Origin of the sequence: Escherichia sp. SCLE84 (assembly GCF_012584495.1) — a bacterium.
GTDB lineage: Bacteria > Pseudomonadota > Gammaproteobacteria > Enterobacterales > Enterobacteriaceae > ECMA0423.
On the sequence record NZ_CP051430.1, the window covers coordinates 4017496 to 4033134 of the forward strand.

General features: G+C 52.1%; 16 protein-coding genes. 12 read left to right on the plus strand and 4 right to left on the minus strand.

Annotation, left to right across the window (positions count from 1 at the left end; all coding sequences use genetic code 11):
- Positions 1-213 precede the first annotated feature (213 nt).
- On the minus strand, positions 214-1098 hold the full coding sequence (gene yghA, locus HGD79_RS19490) for an NADP(+)-dependent aldehyde reductase (RefSeq protein WP_000018758.1): 885 nt from the start codon (positions 1096-1098) through the stop codon (positions 214-216).
- A 190-nt stretch (positions 1099-1288) separates the two neighbouring features.
- Between yghA and HGD79_RS19495 the strand changes: the two genes are divergently transcribed.
- Positions 1289-1783, plus strand: a complete 495-nt coding sequence (locus HGD79_RS19495; protein WP_000439331.1) for a TIGR00645 family protein — start codon at positions 1289-1291, stop codon at positions 1781-1783.
- A 39-nt stretch (positions 1784-1822) separates the two neighbouring features.
- Here the strand turns inward: HGD79_RS19495 and gpr are convergent, their stop codons facing one another.
- A complete protein-coding gene (gpr, locus tag HGD79_RS19500) occupies positions 1823-2863 on the minus strand; it encodes an L-glyceraldehyde 3-phosphate reductase (RefSeq protein ID WP_000262150.1) in 1041 nt (346 codons plus the stop codon).
- 157 nt (positions 2864-3020) lie between these two features.
- Here gpr and yghX point away from each other — a divergent pair, with 157 nt between their 5' ends.
- From yghX to hybG, 10 genes are all read left to right on the plus strand, one after another.
- Positions 3021-3908, plus strand: coding sequence for a YghX family hydrolase (yghX, locus tag HGD79_RS19505; RefSeq protein WP_001297303.1), 888 nt, complete (start codon positions 3021-3023; stop codon positions 3906-3908).
- Positions 3909-4026: 118 nt separating this feature from the next.
- Positions 4027-4314, plus strand: coding sequence for a DUF2623 family protein YghW (yghW, locus tag HGD79_RS19510; protein WP_001059136.1), 288 nt, complete (start codon positions 4027-4029; stop codon positions 4312-4314).
- 188 nt (positions 4315-4502) lie between these two features.
- Positions 4503-5621, plus strand: coding sequence for a hydrogenase 2 small subunit (gene hybO / locus HGD79_RS19515; RefSeq protein ID WP_000145410.1), 1119 nt, complete (start codon positions 4503-4505; stop codon positions 5619-5621).
- Between the two features lie 2 nt (positions 5622-5623).
- Positions 5624-6610: a hydrogenase 2 operon protein HybA gene (gene hybA / locus HGD79_RS19520; protein WP_001081870.1), complete on the plus strand. Its 987-nt coding sequence runs from the start codon at positions 5624-5626 to the stop codon at positions 6608-6610.
- The gene (gene hybB, locus HGD79_RS19525) at positions 6600-7778 is read left to right on the plus strand and encodes a Ni/Fe-hydrogenase cytochrome b subunit (protein WP_000017694.1); all 1179 of its coding nucleotides are present in this window, start codon (positions 6600-6602) and stop codon (positions 7776-7778) included. The genes hybA and hybB overlap by 11 nt, the downstream gene beginning before the upstream one ends.
- Positions 7775-9478, plus strand: a complete 1704-nt coding sequence (hybC, locus tag HGD79_RS19530; protein ID WP_000083065.1) for a hydrogenase 2 large subunit — start codon at positions 7775-7777, stop codon at positions 9476-9478. The genes hybB and hybC overlap by 4 nt, the downstream gene beginning before the upstream one ends.
- Positions 9478-9972, plus strand: coding sequence for a HyaD/HybD family hydrogenase maturation endopeptidase (locus tag HGD79_RS19535; RefSeq protein ID WP_001221954.1), 495 nt, complete (start codon positions 9478-9480; stop codon positions 9970-9972). Before hybC ends, HGD79_RS19535 begins: the two co-directional genes overlap by 1 nt.
- A complete protein-coding gene (gene hybE, locus HGD79_RS19540; protein WP_000134015.1) occupies positions 9965-10453 on the plus strand; it encodes a hydrogenase-2 assembly chaperone in 489 nt (162 codons plus the stop codon). The genes HGD79_RS19535 and hybE overlap by 8 nt, the downstream gene beginning before the upstream one ends.
- The gene (hypA, locus tag HGD79_RS19545) at positions 10446-10787 is read left to right on the plus strand and encodes a hydrogenase maturation nickel metallochaperone HypA (protein WP_000544952.1); all 342 of its coding nucleotides are present in this window, start codon (positions 10446-10448) and stop codon (positions 10785-10787) included. The genes hybE and hypA overlap by 8 nt, the downstream gene beginning before the upstream one ends.
- 12 nt (positions 10788-10799) lie before the next feature.
- The gene (gene hybG, locus HGD79_RS19550) at positions 10800-11048 is read left to right on the plus strand and encodes a hydrogenase maturation factor HybG (protein ID WP_000334896.1); all 249 of its coding nucleotides are present in this window, start codon (positions 10800-10802) and stop codon (positions 11046-11048) included.
- A 121-nt stretch (positions 11049-11169) separates the two neighbouring features.
- Here hybG and HGD79_RS19555 read toward each other — a convergent pair whose 3' ends face one another.
- Positions 11170-12150, minus strand: coding sequence for an IS110-like element IS621 family transposase (locus HGD79_RS19555; RefSeq protein ID WP_000399648.1), 981 nt, complete (start codon positions 12148-12150; stop codon positions 11170-11172).
- 299 nt (positions 12151-12449) lie between these two features.
- Positions 12450-13316: a glutathione-dependent disulfide-bond oxidoreductase gene (gene yghU / locus HGD79_RS19560; protein ID WP_001298746.1), complete on the minus strand. Its 867-nt coding sequence runs from the start codon at positions 13314-13316 to the stop codon at positions 12450-12452.
- 204 nt (positions 13317-13520) lie between these two features.
- Between yghU and gss the strand changes: the two genes are divergently transcribed.
- On the plus strand, positions 13521-15380 hold the full coding sequence (gss, locus tag HGD79_RS19565) for a bifunctional glutathionylspermidine amidase/synthase (protein ID WP_001297309.1): 1860 nt from the start codon (positions 13521-13523) through the stop codon (positions 15378-15380).
- Positions 15381-15639: the final 259 nt, after the last annotated feature.

The window sequence follows — 15639 nt, forward strand, 5'->3', positions numbered from 1 at the left end:
GAATCTTCGTGCGTTTGTAGGCCGGATAAGGCGTTCACGACGCATCCGGCATTAGGTGCTCAATGCCTGATGCGCTACGCTTATCAGGCCTACAAAATCTATTGCAACATGTTGAATCTTCATGCGTTTGTAGGCGGATAAGGCGTTTTCGCCACATCAGGTAAGAGTGAATTCACAATGATGCCCGGTTGCTTTTCACAACCGGGCATTTTTTTAACCTAAATGCTCGCCGCCGCACACACCGTGCACTTCTGCGGTGACGTAGCTCGACTCCTGACTTGCCAGATAAACATATACTGGGGCCAGTTCCGCCGGTTGCCCCGCACGCTTCATCGGCGTTTTCTGACCAAACTGCGGGATCTTATCCTGCGTTTGTCCGCCGGAAATTTGTAGTGCCGTCCAGATAGGGCCTGGCGCGACAATATTCACCCGAATACCTTTCTCCGCGACCTGTTTTGCCAGGCCACGACTGTAGTTCAGAATCGCCGCCTTCGTAGCCGCATAGTCCAGTAAATGCGGACTTGGCTGGTATGCCTGGATTGACGAAGTGGTGATGATACTTGCACCTTTCGGTAGCAGGGGGATCGCTTCCTGGGTTAGCCAGAACAGCGCGAAAACGTTAATGGCAAAGGTCTTTTGAAACTGTTCGCTGGTGAGGTCTGCAATATCAGGAATGGCAACCTGTTTCCCGGCGACCAGCGCCATAATATCCAGCCCGCCTAACGCCTTATGCGCTTCGTGAACCAGCGAACGGGCGAATTTCTCATCGCTTAAATCGCCTGGCAGCAGAACGGCTTTGCGACCGCATTCTTCAATGATCTTTTTCACATCCTGGGCGTCTTCTTCTTCCACGGGAAGATAACTGATCGCCACGTCAGCCCCTTCACGCGCGTAAGCGATGGCGGCAGCGCGACCGATTCCGGAATCGCCCCCTGTCACCAGTGCTTTACGATCTTTCAGGCGACCGCTACCAACATAGGTTTTCTCGCCGCAATCCGGAACCGGTGTCATCTTCGCCTGGATGCCTGGCGTCGGTTGTTTCTGTTTGGGATATTCACCAGTGTAATACTGCGTGGTCGGGTCTTTTAAATGAGACATCGTTTTTCTCCCTTCAGGTTCAACGTCCTTTAAGGGTAGACGCTCTCGATGCGTTGATAAGGGAACCAGGAAGATCCCTAAACCTCGGATTTATGCGACAAAGGTTTAACGGATATGTTGATTTGCTGTTGCACGCTGTTTACTCAATTGCGATATACTGTTGCCCGTTTTAACTACACGACAGGAATGTATGGAACGTTTTCTTGAAAATGCAATGTATGCTTCTCGCTGGCTGCTTGCCCCCGTGTACTTTGGCCTTTCGCTGGCGTTAGTTGCCCTGGCGCTGAAGTTCTTCCAGGAGATTATTCACGTACTGCCGAATATCTTCTCGATGGCGGAATCAGATTTGATCCTCGTGTTGCTGTCGCTGGTGGATATGACGCTGGTTGGCGGTTTGCTGGTGATGGTGATGTTTTCCGGTTATGAGAATTTCGTCTCACAGCTGGATATCTCTGAGAACAAAGAGAAGCTGAACTGGCTGGGGAAAATGGACGCAACGTCGCTGAAAAACAAAGTAGCAGCGTCGATTGTGGCAATTTCTTCCATTCACTTACTGCGCGTCTTTATGGATGCGAAAAATGTCCCTGATAACAAACTGATGTGGTACGTCATTATCCATCTGACGTTTGTGCTCTCTGCATTTGTGATGGGCTATCTTGACCGACTGACTCGTCATAATCACTGATCTGATTCGGGCGCGGTTCGCGCGCCCGTTATTAATAGGTCATTTATCGGACGACGCCTGCCACAGATTCAGCTCGCCATCGGCGATATGCTGATCAATCTGCGCCAGCTCCTCGGTGCTAAATGTCAGATTATTCAGCGCCTGCACGTTCTCCTCTAGTTGCTCCGCGCGGCTGGCACCAATCAATACCGACGTCACGCGATCATCTTTCAGCAACCAGCTTAACGCCATTTGCGCCATTGATTGTCCACGCTGCTGTGCCATTTCATTCAATAAGCGCAGGCTGTTGAGGTTGGCTTCGGTAAGCATTTTCGGCGTCAGACCACGAACTTTATTCCCTTCACGATGCATCCGTGAATCTTGCGGAATGCCGTTGAGATATTTTCCGGTCAGCAATCCCTGAGCCAGAGGAGTAAAGGCAATACAGCCCACGCCGTTATTTTGCAGGGTATCCAGCAGGCCGCTTTTATCCACCCAGCGGTTCAGTAAATTGTACGAAGGTTGATGAATTAAAAGCGGAATTTTCCACTCGTGCAGCAACTCGACCATTTTTTGCGTCCGCTCTGGCGAGTAAGAGGAGATCCCGACATATAGCGCCTTACCGCTTTGTACCGCATGAGCCAGCGCAGAGGCGGTTTCTTCCATCGGCGTATTTTCATCGACGCGATGAGAGTAAAAGATATCGACATACTCAAGCCCCATACGCTTCAGGCTTTGGTCGAGGCTGGCGAGCAGATATTTACGTGAACCGCCAGAGCCGTAAGGGCCGGGCCACATATCGTAGCCAGCCTTGGTAGAGATAATCAGTTCATCGCGATAAGCGGCAAAATCCTCCCGCAGCAGGCGACCAAAGTTCTCTTCTGCGCTTCCTGGAGGCGGCCCGTAATTGTTGGCTAAATCAAAGTGCGTAATGCCCAAATCAAACGCTTTACGCAGGATCGCACGCTGTGATTCCAGCGCGTTAACGTGACCGAAATTGTGCCATAAACCGAGCGATAACGCGGGCAGGCGTAAACCGCTTTTTCCGCAATAGCGGTATTGCATCTGCCCGTAACGTTCGGGATTCGCTAACCAGACCATGACCTCTCCTTTCCACCGTTCAATTTCGAAACAATGTTTCTAGTTTAGCGATTCGCCAGCGCGTATCCCGTAGTCTGGCTCACAGAGTGACGAAAAACTGGGCAAAAACACGTGCTTATGTTTTGCTTAAAAAAAACACCAACTGAGGAGTGCAACGATGCCGCGTTTAACCGCCAAAGATTTCCCACAAGAGTTGTTGGATTACTACGACTATTACGCTCACGGGAAAATTTCGAAACGTGAGTTCCTCAACCTTGCGGCGAAGTATGCGGTGGGCGGGATGACGGCATTAGCGTTGTTTGATTTGCTCAAGCCAAATTATGCGCTGGCGACTCAGGTAGAGTTTACCGACCCGGAGATTGTTGCTGAGTACATCACGTATCCTTCGCCAAATGGTCACGGCGAGGTACGGGGTTATCTGGTGAAACCCGCAAAAATGAGCGGCAAAACGCCAGCCGTGGTGGTGGTGCATGAGAATCGTGGACTGAATCCGTATATCGAAGATGTGGCACGGCGAGTGGCGAAGGCGGGGTATATCGCCCTGGCACCTGACGGCTTAAGTTCCGTTGGAGGTTATCCGGGAAATGATGATAAAGGTCGTGAGCTGCAACAGCAGGTTGATCCAACCAAACTGATGAATGATTTCTTTGCCGCAATTGAGTTTATGCAACGCTATCCGCAAGCGGCAGGCAAAGTGGGTATTACCGGATTTTGCTATGGCGGTGGCGTATCGAACGCGGCGGCTGTCGCGTATCCGGAACTGGCCTGCGCGGTGCCGTTTTATGGTCGTCAGGCACCCACTGCCGATGTGGCGAAGATTGAAGCGCCTTTACTACTCCACTTCGCGGAACTGGACACCCGAATCAACGAGGGCTGGCCTGCTTACGAGGCGGCGTTGAAAGCCAATAATAAGGTTTATGAGGCGTATATCTATCCGGGGGTTAATCACGGATTCCATAATGATTCCACGCCCCGTTATGACAAATCTGCCGCCGATCTTGCCTGGCAAAGGACACTGAAATGGTTCGATAAATATCTCTCCTGATAGGTTTATCTCTTACTGGATTACGTCTTAAACAAGCATGAAAAAATAGCGTGCGCAAAAGTCGTTCTTTGCCTAAAATATCGCTATATATGGATATATATAGCGAATGAGGTGAACGATGAATAACCATTTTGGTAAAGGCTTAATGGCGGGATTAAAAGCAACGCATGCCGACAGTGCGGTTAATGTGACAAAATTCTGTGCCGATTATAAACGCGGTTTTGTATTAGGCTACTCACACCGGATGTACGAAAAGACCGGAGATCGCCAGCTTAGCGCCTGGGAAGCGGGTATTCTGACGCGCCGCTATGGACTGGATAAAGAGATGGTAATGGATTTCTTTCGTGAGAATAATTCCTGTTCTACGTTGCGCTTTTTTATGGCCGGTTATCGCCTCGAAAATTGATCAAACATACGTATTATCTTGCTTTAATTAATTACACTAATGCTTCTTCCCTTCGTTTTAGCGCCCCGCCGCAGTATCATGATATCGATAACCATAATAAATGTGTGGTAAATGGCGCATCGATCGCATTATTGATTTTGCGATTGAGGCAAAATATATGCCAGGTCTTCGCAACGGAATAACTATAAATGACTGGAGATAACACCCTCATCCATTCTCACGGCATTAACCGTCGTGATTTCATGAAGCTTTGTGCAGCATTAGCCGCCACCATGGGGTTAAGTAGCAAAGCCGCTGCAGAGATGGCCGAATCGGTTACTAACCCGCAGCGTCCGCCAGTTATCTGGATTGGCGCGCAGGAGTGCACCGGTTGTACGGAATCTCTGCTTCGTGCAACGCATCCAACGGTAGAAAACCTCGTGCTGGAGACTATCTCTCTGGAGTATCACGAAGTGCTTTCCGCCGCCTTCGGTCATCAGGTCGAAGAGAACAAACATAACGCACTTGAGAAGTACAAAGGGCAGTATGTGTTGGTTGTGGATGGTTCCATCCCATTAAAAGATAACGGTATTTATTGCATGGTTGCTGGTGAGCCGATTGTGGATCACATCCGCAAAGCGGCAGAAGGCGCAGCAGCGATTATCGCTATCGGTTCCTGCTCTGCGTGGGGCGGTGTTGCCGCAGCTGGAGTTAACCCAACTGGCGCAGTCAGCCTGCAAGAAGTTCTGCCAGGCAAAACCGTTATCAATATTCCGGGCTGCCCGCCGAACCCGCACAACTTCCTCGCGACCGTTGCGCACATCATCACTTACGGCAAACCGCCGAAACTGGATGACAAAAATCGTCCGACCTTCGCCTATGGCCGTCTGATTCACGAACACTGCGAACGTCGCCCGCACTTCGATGCTGGTCGTTTTGCCAAAGAGTTCGGTGATGAAGGCCACCGTGAAGGCTGGTGCCTGTACCACCTCGGCTGTAAAGGGCCAGAAACTTACGGCAACTGCTCAACGCTGCAATTCTGCGATGTTGGCGGCGTGTGGCCGGTAGCGATTGGTCACCCGTGCTATGGCTGTAACGAAGAAGGTATCGGCTTCCATAAAGGCATCCATCAGCTTGCCAACGTCGAAAATCAGACTCCGCGTTCACAGAAACCGGATGTTAACGCTAAAGAGGGCGGCAACGTCTCTGCAGGCGCTATTGGTTTGCTCGGCGGTGTGGTTGGGCTGGTTGCCGGTGTCAGCGTGATGGCGGTGCGTGAACTGGGTCGTCAGCAAAAGAAAGATAACGCTGACTCACGGGGAGAATAACCGTGAACAGACGTAATTTTATTAAAGCAGCCTCCTGCGGGGCATTGCTGACGGGCGCGCTGCCGTCTGTCAGTCATGCGGCTGCTGAAAACCGCCCGCCAATTCCGGGATCGCTGGGGATGTTGTACGACTCGACCTTGTGCGTAGGCTGCCAGGCTTGCGTCACCAAGTGTCAGGATATCAACTTCCCTGAACGTAACCCGCAAGGGGAACAGACCTGGTCGAACAACGACAAACTGTCGCCGTATACCAATAACATCATTCAGGTGTGGACCAGCGGCACAGGGGTCAACAAAGACCAGGAGGAGAACGGCTACGCGTACATTAAGAAACAGTGTATGCACTGCGTCGATCCGAACTGTGTCTCTGTGTGCCCGGTCTCTGCGCTGAAAAAAGATCCGAAAACCGGCATTGTCCATTACGACAAAGATGTGTGCACCGGTTGCCGTTACTGCATGGTCGCCTGCCCATACAACGTGCCGAAGTACGACTACAACAACCCGTTTGGTGCGCTGCATAAGTGCGAGTTGTGCAACCAGAAAGGTGTGGAACGTCTCGATAAAGGCGGTTTGCCTGGCTGCGTAGAAGTGTGCCCGGCGGGCGCGGTAATTTTTGGTACGCGTGAAGAGCTGATGGCGGAGGCGAAAAAACGTCTGGCGCTGAAGCCTGGCAGCGAATACCACTATCCGCGTCAGACGCTGAAATCTGGCGACACTTACCTGCATACGGTGCCGAAATATTATCCGCATCTGTACGGCGAGAAAGAGGGCGGCGGTACTCAGGTTCTGGTACTGACGGGTGTGCCTTATGAAAATCTCGACCTGCCGAAACTGGACGATCTTTCTACCGGTGCGCGTTCCGAAAATATTCAACACACCCTGTATAAAGGCATGATGCTACCACTGGCTGTGCTGGCGGGCTTAACCGTGCTGGTTCGTCGCAACACCAAAAACGACCATCACGACGGAGGAGACGATCATGAGTCATGATCCACAACCGCTGGGCGGCAAAATCATCAGTAAACCGGTCATGATTTTTGGACCGTTAATCGTCATCTGTATGCTCCTGATTGTGAAGCGTCTGGTGTTCGGTCTGGGCTCTGTCTCTGACCTGAACGGCGGCTTCCCGTGGGGCGTGTGGATCGCGTTTGACCTGCTGATTGGCACCGGCTTTGCCTGTGGCGGCTGGGCGCTGGCGTGGGCGGTATACGTCTTTAACCGTGGGCAATACCATCCGCTGGTGCGTCCGGCGCTGTTGGCGAGTCTGTTTGGTTACTCACTGGGGGGCTTGTCGATCACTATCGACGTGGGTCGCTACTGGAACCTGCCGTACTTCTACATTCCGGGTCACTTCAACGTGAACTCGGTACTGTTCGAGACGGCGGTCTGTATGACCATCTATATCGGCGTGATGGCACTGGAGTTTGCTCCGGCACTGTTTGAACGTCTGGGCTGGAAGGTTTCTCTCAAGCGTCTGAACAAGGTGATGTTCTTCATCATTGCACTTGGCGCGCTGTTGCCGACCATGCACCAGTCTTCAATGGGGTCACTGATGATCTCGGCGGGCTACAAGGTGCATCCGTTGTGGCAGAGCTATGAAATGTTGCCGCTGTTCTCGCTGCTGACGGCGTTCATCATGGGCTTCTCGATTGTCATCTTTGAAGGTTCGCTGGTGCAGGCGGGTCTGCGTGGCAACGGTCCGGATGAAAAGAGTCTGTTCGTCAAGCTGACCAACACCATCAGTGTGTTGCTGGCGATTTTCATCGTGCTGCGCTTTGGCGAGCTTATCTATCGCGACAAGCTGTCGTTAGCGTTTGCCGGTGACTTCTACTCCGTGATGTTCTGGATTGAAGTCCTGCTGATGCTCTTCCCGCTGGTCGTTCTGCGTGTGGCGAAGCTGCGTAATGATTCCCGCATGCTGTTCCTGTCAGCACTGAGCGCACTGTTAGGTTGTGCAACCTGGCGTCTGACCTATTCGCTGGTGGCATTCAACCCGGGCGGCGGTTACGCCTACTTCCCGACCTGGGAAGAACTGTTGATTTCTATTGGTTTTGTGGCTATTGAGATTTGCGCTTACATCGTACTCATTCGTCTACTGCCGATACTTCCTCCTTTAAAACAAAACGATCATAATCGTCATGAGGCGAGCAAAGCATGAGCCAGAGAATTACTATTGATCCGGTAACCCGTATTGAGGGGCATTTACGCATCGATTGCGAAATCGAAAATGGCGTCGTTTCGAAAGCATGGGCTTCCGGTACCATGTGGCGCGGCATGGAAGAGATCGTGAAAAACCGCGATCCGCGCGATGCATGGATGATTGTGCAACGTATCTGTGGCGTATGTACTACCACTCACGCGCTGTCTTCCGTTCGTGCGGCAGAAAGTGCGCTGAATATCGACGTTCCGGTTAACGCGCAATACATCCGTAACATCATTCTGGCTGCGCACACCACGCATGACCATATCGTTCATTTCTATCAGCTTTCGGCGCTGGACTGGGTGGACATCACTTCTGCACTGCAAGCTGACCCAACCAAAGCCTCCGAAATGCTGAAAGGCGTTTCGACCTGGCATCTGAACAGCCCGGAAGAGTTCACCAAAGTTCAGAACAAGATCAAAGATCTGGTTGCCAGCGGTCAGTTGGGTATTTTCGCTAATGGCTACTGGGGTCACCCAGCGATGAAACTGCCGCCGGAAGTGAACCTGATTGCGGTAGCGCACTACCTGCAGGCGCTGGAGTGCCAGCGTGACGCTAACCGCGTCGTGGCGCTGCTGGGCGGTAAAACGCCGCACATTCAGAACCTGGCAGTGGGTGGTGTCGCGAACCCAATCAACCTCGACGGGTTGGGCGTGTTGAACCTTGAGCGCCTGATGTACATCAAGTCTTTCATCGACAAACTGAGCGACTTTGTTGAGCAGGTTTATAAGGTTGATACCGCGGTTATCGCCGCGTTCTACCCGGAATGGCTGACGCGCGGTAAAGGTGCGGTGAACTACCTGAGCGTGCCGGAATTCCCGACCGACAGCAAAAACGGCAGCTTCCTGTTCCCGGGCGGCTACATTGAGAATGCGGATCTGTCCTCGTATCGTCCGATCACTTCTCATTCCGATGAATACCTGATCAAAGGCATTCAGGAAAGCGCGAAGCACTCCTGGTATAAAGACGAAGCGCCACAGGCGCCGTGGGAAGGTACCACCATTCCGGCTTATGATGGTTGGTCTGACGACGGGAAATATTCCTGGGTGAAATCACCGACTTTCTACGGCAAAACGGTAGAAGTGGGTCCGCTGGCTAATATGCTGGTGAAACTGGCGGCAGGTAGAGAATCTACCCAGAACAAACTGAATGAAATCGTTGCGATTTATCAGAAACTGACTGGCAACACGCTGGAAGTGGCACAGCTGCACTCCACGCTGGGCCGTATTATTGGTCGTACCGTTCACTGCTGTGAATTGCAGGATATCCTGCAAAACCAATACAGTGCACTGATCACCAATATCGGCAAAGGCGATCACACCACCTTTGTGAAACCGAACATTCCGGCAACGGGTGAGTTCAAAGGTGTTGGCTTCCTCGAAGCGCCGCGCGGTATGCTCTCTCACTGGATGGTGATCAAAGACGGTATCATCAGCAACTACCAGGCAGTTGTTCCATCAACCTGGAACTCTGGCCCGCGTAACTTCAATGATGACGTCGGTCCTTACGAGCAGTCGCTGGTGGGTACACCGGTTGCCGATCCGAATAAACCGCTGGAAGTGGTGCGTACCATTCACTCCTTCGACCCGTGCATGGCCTGTGCGGTACACGTAGTGGATGCCGACGGCAACGAAGTGGTTTCAGTGAAGGTTCTGTAATGCGTATTTTAGTCTTAGGGGTCGGCAATATTTTGCTGACCGATGAAGCCATCGGTGTGCGGATTGTCGAAGCGTTAGAGCAACGATACATTCTGCCGGATTATGTTGAGATCCTCGATGGCGGCACGGCGGGAATGGAGCTGCTTGGCGACATGGCAAATCGCGATCATCTGATTATTGCGGATGCCATTGTGTCGAAGAAGAGCGCGCCGGGAACGATGATGATCCTGCGGGATGAAGAAGTTCCGGCGTTGTTTACCAACAAAATCTCTCCGCATCAGCTTGGCCTGGCCGACGTCTTGTCGGCCCTGCGCTTCACCGGCGAGTTTCCGAAAAAGCTGACCCTGGTCGGCGTAATTCCGGAATCACTGGAGCCGCACATCGGCTTGACGCCGACGGTCGAAGCGATGATTGAACCTGCGCTTGAGCAGGTTCTGGCTGCGCTGCGTGAATCTGGCGTGGAAGCCATCCCACGGGAGGCGACTCATGACTGAAGAGATAGCAGGTTTCCAGACCTCCCCGAAGGCGCAAGTACAGGCAGCTTTTGAAGAAATTGCCCGGCGTTCGATGCACGATCTCTCTTTTCTGCATCCTTCAATGCCGGTGTATGTTTCTGACTTTACGCTGTTCGAAGGTCAGTGGACGGGGTGTGTGATCACCCCGTGGATGCTGAGTGCAGTTATCTTCCCCGGCCCGGATCAACTCTGGCCGCTGCGCAAAGTGAGTGAAAAAATCGGTCTGCAACTGCCGTATGGCACTATGACCTTTACCGTTGGCGAACTGGACGGTGTTTCTCAATATCTCTCCTGTTCGCTGATGTCGCCGCTTTCGCACAGCATGTCGATTGAAGAGGGCCAACGCCTGACGGATGACTGCGCACGAATGATCCTTTCGCTGCCAGTCACGAATCCGGATGTACCACACGCAGGGCGTCGCGCCCTGCTGTTTGGTCGCAGGAGTAGCGAAAATGCATGAGTTGTCTCTTTGCCAGAGCGCCGTTGAAATTATCCAACGGCAGGCGGAGCAGCACGATGTTAAGCGCGTCACCGCCGTGTGGCTGGAAATTGGCGCGCTCTCCTGCGTTGAGGAGAGCGCCGTCCGTTTTAGTTTTGAAATTGTCTGCCACGGAACGGTGGCGCAAGGGTGCGATTTACATATCGTCTATAAACCCGCCCAGGCCTGGTGCTGGGATTGCAGCCAGGTGGTGGAGATTCATCAGCACGATGCGCAGTGTCCGATCTGTCATGGCGAGCGGTTGCGTGTCGATACCGGCGATTCGCTGATCGTCAAAAGTATTGAAGTTGAATAACCGGAGTTAATAATGTGTATTGGCGTTCCAGGCCAGGTGCTGGCTGTCGGTGAAGATATTCACCAGCTTGCGCAGGTTGAAGTATGTGGTATCAAGCGCGACGTGAATATCGCCCTGATTTGTGAAGGTAACCCTGCCGATCTACTGGGCCAGTGGGTGCTGGTACACGTCGGATTTGCCATGAGCATCATCGACGAAGATGAAGCCAAAGCCACATTAGACGCACTGCGCCAAATGGATTACGACATTACCAGCGCGTGATGATTAGCTTTCGTAGATACTGTTATGGCCTGCAAGTTTTTTCCTGGTCCGGTTTCCCGGATTGCAGGCATGCCAGACACAGCGCCGTCAGGCGCTGTTTTTTTCATCCCTTCCGCGATTTTTACGCCGCTACCGGATTATGCCGTGACGCATCGAACGGCACGCCTGACTTCAGCACTCCATACGCCACCTGTGCCAGCTTGCGCATCATCGCGCCGAGAATCACCTTTCCTTTCTTGCCATTAGCCGCCAGACGGTCGCGGAACGCCCGTCCCCACTCAGTCTTACTGGTGGCTACCATTGCGGGCATATACAACGCCCTGCGAAGCGACACATGTCCGGCCTTACTCATCCGGCTCGCCCCTCTCACACTGCTACCTGATTCATAACGCCGTGGTGTCAGACCCGCAAAAGCGGCGAACTGTCTGGCATGGGCGAAGCGGTCCTTCAGACCGATATAAGCCAGCAATACCGCAGATGTTTTCTCTCCGATACCCGGGATGCTTTCCAGCAGTTTCCTGCGGTGTTTCATATCCGGATCATCGTCTGTCAGGTCTTTTATCTGCTTCTCAAGACGCTTCAGCTCTGCTTCAAGCCACAGAAGGTGAGCATCAATGCTCGGTCTCTGGACTTCCCGCGCCGTTTCAGTGCGATTCAGTTCCTGCGTGTGCATATCTGTCAGCGCCTGGTGGCGGACTACCAGGGCACGCAACGCGCGTTCAAGCGGGTGAGGCGCTTCCCAGGCTGCAGGGCGCTTCTGACGACAGAACTCTGCCAGCATGCGCGCATCCACGGTATCAGTCTTGTTACGCAGTCCTTCACTCTGAGCGAAAGCTTTACCCAGCGCAGGATTAATGACTGACACTATGTAGCCAGCATCGTAAAGGCACTCAGCGACAGGTTCCATATAGGTGCCGGTCGCTTCGATGCAGATATGCGCATGGTCAATCTTGTGACCTTTCAGCCAGCTCACCAGCTCATCGTGCCCTTTAGTGGTGTTAGCGAATTTTTTGGTGCGATGACGACCATCAGGACGCAACACATCGACATCCAGTTTCTCTTTAGCGGTGTCGATACCGATATAATGAAGTTCATGTTCCATAGTGAAACCAACCTTGCAAATACGGATTACCGGGAAAACCGGTCCATGATACTGTCCGGTTTATCACTTTGGGAGAAAGGCAGTCCGCTGCATAAATCTACGCAACAGGTTAGAACCCAAGGCCCGATACGGCATGCGGACTGCAGGCAGAGAAAACTGGCCGATTTTCTCTGCACTGGAGGGATAATACAAGGCCTGATAAGACGCGGCAGCGTCGCATCAGGCATTGTGCACGATTGCCGGATGCGGCGTGAACGCCTTATCCGGCCTGGATGGCTTGCTGCGACGAACACCAACCCTTACCCCTGACGCTTATCTTCCGTATTCGTCTCGAAATCACTGGCGTCATGGCGCTCATGCAACTGCTCATTCAGCGGTCCGTTGGTGCGGTTAACAATACGCCCACGTTTCACCGCCGGACGTTCGCCTACTTCTTTCGCCCAGCGTTGTACATGCTTATAACTGCCCGCATCAAGAAACTCTGCGGCATCATACACGCCGCCTAACACCACATTGCCAAACCACGGCCAAATCGCCATATCCGCAATGGTGTACTCATCGCCCGCAATAAACTTATGCTGCGCCAGTTGCTTATCCAGCACGTCGAGCAGACGTTTGGCTTCCATGGTAAAGCGGTTGATGGCGTACTCAATTTTCATCGGCGCGTAATGGTAAAAGTGACCAAAACCACCGCCGAGGAACGGTGCCGCGCCCTGTAACCAGAACAGCCAGTTCATCGTTTCAGTACGCTTTGCCAAATCCTGCGGCAGGAAGTAGCCAAATTTCTCCGCCAGATAAAGCAGGATCGAACCAGATTCAAACACGCGGATCGGCGGATTATGCGTATGATCGCGCAGCGCCGGGATCTTCGAGTTTGGGTTCACTTCGACAAAGCCGCTGGAGAATTGATCGCCATCGCCAATACGAATCAGCCAGGCGTCGTACTCTGCACCAGTAACGCCCAGCGCCAGCAGCTCCTCAAGCATAATCGTTACTTTCTGACCGTTCGGCGTTCCCAGCGAATAAAGTTGCAATGGGTGTTTGCCAACGGGCAGCGTTTTTTCATGCGTCGGACCAGAAACCGGGCGATTGATATTGGCGAACGCGCCGCCAGCGGATTTATCCCACGTCCAGACTTTCGCGGGCTGATAAGTATTGTCTGTCATAGTGAGTTGCCTTCTGAGTGGTAGTGTTGAAGCAGTGTAGCAGGTCACTTGCTGTACAGAATGTGAATTTTTTAACCCTTTGCGCCAGCCGCTGCGATGAGGTGTATGATTAGTCTGACCTCTGTCCGGTTAATGTCGCTGAGCAGGTAATCAGAGCACAACAATTACGCCAACTGCTTAGGTTGTATTGTTAAAGGTAAAGTGATGAGCAAAGGAACGACCAGCCAGGATGCCCCGTTCGGGACATTATTGGGCTACGCCCCAGGTGGGGTAGCAATCTACTCTTCAGATTACAGTTCTCTCGATCCGCAGGAATACGAAGATGACGCCGTATTCCGTAGCTATATCGACGACGAATATATGGGCCACAAGTGGCAATGCGTTGAATTTGCTCGCCGTTTTCTCTTTCTGAATTACGGTGTGGTCTTTACTGACGTGGGTATGGCGTGGGAGATTTTCTCGCTGCGCTTCCTGCGAGAAGTGGTTAATGACAACATCCTGCCATTGCAGGCATTTCCTAACGGCTCGCCGCGTGCGCCGGTCGCGGGTGCGCTTCTTATCTGGGATAAAGGCGGTGAATTTAAAGACACTGGCCATGTCGCCATCATTACCCAATTGCATGGCAACAAAGTCCGTATTGCGGAACAGAACGTGATTCATTCCCCGTTGCCGCAAGGGCAACAGTGGACGCGTGAGCTGGAGATGGTGGTCGAAAACGGCTGCTATACCCTGAAAGACACTTTTGATGACACCACCATTCTGGGCTGGATGATCCAGACGGAAGATACTGAATACAGCTTACCGCAGCCGGAAATTGCAGGCGAGCTGCTGAAAATCAGCGGAGCGCGCCTGGAAAACAAAGGCCAGTTTGACGGTAAATGGCTGGATGAAAAAGATCCGCTGCAAAACGCCTATGTGCAGGCCAACGGTCAGGTGATCAATCAGGATCCTTATCATTACTACACCATTACCGAGAGTGCCGAGCAGGAGCTAATTAAAGCCACCAACGAGCTGCATCTGATGTATCTTCACGCGACCGACAAGGTGCTGAAAGATGACAACCTGCTGGCGCTGTTCGACATCCCGAAAATCCTCTGGCCACGTTTGCGTCTCTCCTGGCAGCGTCGCCGTCACCATATGATCACTGGTCGTATGGATTTCTGCATGGATGAGCGTGGCCTGAAGGTTTACGAATACAACGCCGACTCCGCCTCCTGTCATACCGAAGCTGGCTTGATCCTCGAACGTTGGGCGGAGCAGGGCTATAAAGGCAACGGCTTCAATCCGGCGGAAGGGCTGATTAACGAATTGGCTGGTGCCTGGAAACACAGTCGTGCACGTCCGTTTGTCCATATCATGCAGGACAAAGATATCGAGGAAAACTATCACGCGCAGTTTATGGAGCAGGCGCTGCACCAGGCGGGCTTTGAAACGCGTATCTTGCGTGGATTGGATGAACTGGGCTGGGATGCTGCCGGGCAACTGATTGATGGGGAAGGGCGACTGGTTAACTGCGTGTGGAAAACCTGGGCGTGGGAAACCGCGTTTGATCAGATTCGTGAAGTTAGCGACCGTGAGTTTGCTGCGGTGCCAATCCGTACCGGTCATCCGCAAAACGAAGTGCGTCTTATCGACGTATTGCTGCGCCCGGAAGTGCTAGTCTTTGAGCCGCTGTGGACGGTGATCCCCGGCAACAAAGCGATTCTGCCGATCCTCTGGTCGCTGTTCCCGCACCATCGTTACCTGCTGGATACCGATTTCACTGTTAATGATGAATTGGTGAAAACAGGTTACGCAGTGAAACCGATTGCCGGTCGCTGTGGTAGCAATATCGACCTGGTCAGCCATCATGAAGAGGTGCTGGACAAAACCAGCGGTAAATTTGCCGAGCAGAAAAACATCTATCAGCAACTGTGGTGTTTGCCGAAAGTGGACGGTAAATACATTCAGGTATGTACCTTCACCGTTGGCGGCAACTACGGTGGGACGTGTTTGCGCGGTGATGAATCACTGGTCATCAAAAAAGAGAGTGATATTGAACCGTTAATTGTGGTGAAAAAGTAATACATGTTGTAGCAACCCCGTACTGATTATGAAGAATAATCAGTACGGGGATTAATCAAAATATTCAATATTTATATATTCCAATATTTATTCATTTCATATGTGAATATATTAACCAGTGGAATACCTGTGTTTTGATTATTTCTAAAGGTTTTGAATGAATGCTTATTGTCTGATACACAAGAAATAACACTCTTTTTATCGTTAAAAAATGATATTTCACTTTGCCCATGCCGTTAAAGTCACTGATAATGCGTCC

What these genes read in the sequence shown, in the direction of transcription:
- yghW (WP_001059136.1), top strand. Translation starts at nt 4,027, where the DNA reads ATGAATAACCATTTTGGTAAAGGCTTAATGGCGGGATTAAAAGCAACG.
- yghA (WP_000018758.1), bottom strand. Translation starts at nt 1,098, where the DNA reads ATGTCTCATTTAAAAGACCCGACCACGCAGTATTACACTGGTGAATAT.
- hybC (WP_000083065.1), top strand. Translation starts at nt 7,775, where the DNA reads ATGAGCCAGAGAATTACTATTGATCCGGTAACCCGTATTGAGGGGCAT.
- HGD79_RS19535 (WP_001221954.1), top strand. Translation starts at nt 9,478, where the DNA reads ATGCGTATTTTAGTCTTAGGGGTCGGCAATATTTTGCTGACCGATGAA.
- gpr (WP_000262150.1), bottom strand. Translation starts at nt 2,863, where the DNA reads ATGGTCTGGTTAGCGAATCCCGAACGTTACGGGCAGATGCAATACCGC.
- yghU (WP_001298746.1), bottom strand. Translation starts at nt 13,316, where the DNA reads ATGACAGACAATACTTATCAGCCCGCGAAAGTCTGGACGTGGGATAAA.
- gss (WP_001297309.1), top strand. Translation starts at nt 13,521, where the DNA reads ATGAGCAAAGGAACGACCAGCCAGGATGCCCCGTTCGGGACATTATTG.
- hybO (WP_000145410.1), top strand. Translation starts at nt 4,503, where the DNA reads ATGACTGGAGATAACACCCTCATCCATTCTCACGGCATTAACCGTCGT.
- hybG (WP_000334896.1), top strand. Translation starts at nt 10,800, where the DNA reads ATGTGTATTGGCGTTCCAGGCCAGGTGCTGGCTGTCGGTGAAGATATT.
- hypA (WP_000544952.1), top strand. Translation starts at nt 10,446, where the DNA reads ATGCATGAGTTGTCTCTTTGCCAGAGCGCCGTTGAAATTATCCAACGG.
- hybE (WP_000134015.1), top strand. Translation starts at nt 9,965, where the DNA reads ATGACTGAAGAGATAGCAGGTTTCCAGACCTCCCCGAAGGCGCAAGTA.
- HGD79_RS19555 (WP_000399648.1), bottom strand. Translation starts at nt 12,150, where the DNA reads ATGGAACATGAACTTCATTATATCGGTATCGACACCGCTAAAGAGAAA.
- HGD79_RS19495 (WP_000439331.1), top strand. Translation starts at nt 1,289, where the DNA reads ATGGAACGTTTTCTTGAAAATGCAATGTATGCTTCTCGCTGGCTGCTT.
- hybB (WP_000017694.1), top strand. Translation starts at nt 6,600, where the DNA reads ATGAGTCATGATCCACAACCGCTGGGCGGCAAAATCATCAGTAAACCG.
- yghX (WP_001297303.1), top strand. Translation starts at nt 3,021, where the DNA reads ATGCCGCGTTTAACCGCCAAAGATTTCCCACAAGAGTTGTTGGATTAC.